At 75.3% G+C, this 2,053-nt stretch carries 1 protein-coding gene; it reads left to right on the plus strand.

Features of this window, described 5'->3' with window-relative positions:
• Positions 1–2,053: acyltransferase domain-containing protein (locus G3I40_RS06360; protein ID WP_164301177.1), on the plus strand; the 2,053-nt coding region annotated here is incomplete at both ends.

A 2,053-nucleotide genomic window follows, 5' to 3' on the forward strand; every position in this document is an offset into this window, starting at 1 on the left:
CGCGGGGGTGGTGCCGCTGGTGCTGTCCGCGCGTACGGAGACCGCCCTGGCCGCGCAGTCCACCCGCCTCGCCGCGCACCTGACGCGCCGGCAGGACGCCCTGCTGCCGGAGGTGGCCCGGACGCTCACCACGGCGCGGCAGACCTTCGACCGGCGGGCCGTGGCTCTCGTACGCGACGTCGAGGACGCCGCCGACACCCTGCGCGCTCTCGCCGAGGGCAACCCCGTGTCCCGTGCCGTCACCGGTGTGGGGGGTGGGGGGCGTCGGGTGGTGTGGGTGTTCCCGGGTCAGGGTTCGCAGTGGGTGGGGATGGGGCGGGGGCTGCTCGATGTCCCGGTGTTCGCCCAGGCGTTGGCGGAGTGTGATGCGGCGTTGGCGGAGGTGGCGGGTTTCTCGGTGGTGGAGGTGATCCGTGGTGTGGAGGGTGCTCCGTCCCTTGAGCGGGTTGATGTGGTGCAGCCGGTGTTGTTCGCGGTGATGGTGTCGTTGGCGCGGTTGTGGCGGGCGTGTGGTGTGGAGCCGGATGCCGTGGTGGGGCATTCGCAGGGGGAGATCGCGGCGGCGTGTGTCGCGGGTGCCCTGTCGTTGGACGACGCGGCGCGGGTGGTGGCCCTGCGCGCCCGCGCGCTCACCGAACTGCGCGGCCACGGCGCCATGTTGTCGCTGCGCGCAAGTCGCGCACAGGCGGCGGAACTGCTGCGCGTCGCCGCGCCCGGCGACCTGGAGCTGTCCGCCGTCAACGGCCCCGACGCCGTGGTCGTGGCCGGTGACCCCGAAGCCGTGCGCCGTTTCAAGGAGCACTGCGCCGGGGCGGGCGTCGACGCGCGGCTGCTCCCCGTCGACTACGCCTCCCACACCTCCCACGTGGAGCGCCTGAAGGACGCGGTCACCGCACCGCTGGCCGGCATCACTCCCCGTACGCCCGACATCCCGCTCTACTCCACGCTGCGCGGCGCGTTCGCCGACGGGCCCGAGCTCGACGCCGCCTACTGGTACGAGAACCTGCGCCGCACCGTGGAGTTCGAGTCCGCGATCGAGGCACTCGGCGCGGCGGGGCACGACGCGTTCGTCGAGGTGAGCCCCCACCCGGTGCTCAGCGGGAGCATGCAGGACACGCTCGGCGACGCGAGCACCGTCGTGGGCTCCGTCCGGCGCGGCGACGACACCCCCGAACGCTTCCTGGCCTCCGTCGCCGAGGCGCACGTCGGCGGCGTCACCGTGGACTGGCGGGCCGTGCACGGCGGCGGTGACGGCGGACCGACCGGCCCCGCCGACCTGCCGACCTACGCCTTCGACCACGAACGCTTCTGGCTGCTGCCCGACGCGACCGGGCCCGCCCGCCCCGCCGACGCATGGCGCTACCGCGTCGGCTGGCAGGACACCACCGGCGCCGCCGCCAACTCCGCGACTGTGTCCGGACGTTGGCTGGTCCTGCTGCCCGGGACGACGGACGGCCGAGGGAACGGCTCCGCCTGGCACGACGCCGCGGTCACCGCCCTCGCCGAACACGGCGCCCTGCCCCACACGGTCACCGTCCCCCTCGACGATCCGCACGCGGCCACCGCCGCCGTCAGCGACGCTCTCGCCTCCCGGAGCGCGTCCGGCGCGTACACCGGGGTGCTCTCGCTGCTGGCCCTCGGTGACGCGGACGCCGGCGCCGAGGCCACGCTCGGCCTCTTGCGCGAACTGGCGGCAGCCGACATCGACGCGCCGGTCTGGCTGGCGACGTGCGGCGCGGTCGGCACCGGCGCGGACGACCCAGTGACGTGCCCCGCCGGGGCGCAGGTGTGGGGCCTCGGTCAGGCCGCCGCACTGGAACGCGGCGCACGGCACACCGGCCTCGTGGACCTGCCGAAGGAAGCGACCGACGCCCAACGCGCCCTGTTCGCCCGGGCGTTGACCGGAACGGAGGACCAGCTCGCGGTCCGGGGCGACGCCGTCCTCGCACGCCGGCTGCTGCCCGACCTGCCGGAAACGGACCGGGCGCCGGGCGGCGTCGAGGCGCCCGTGCCGCAGGGCACGATCCTCGTCACGGGCGGCACCGGCGGCCTC

This window comes from Streptomyces sp. SID14478 (assembly GCF_010548525.1).
Classification (GTDB): Bacteria; Actinomycetota; Actinomycetes; order Streptomycetales; family Streptomycetaceae; genus Streptomyces.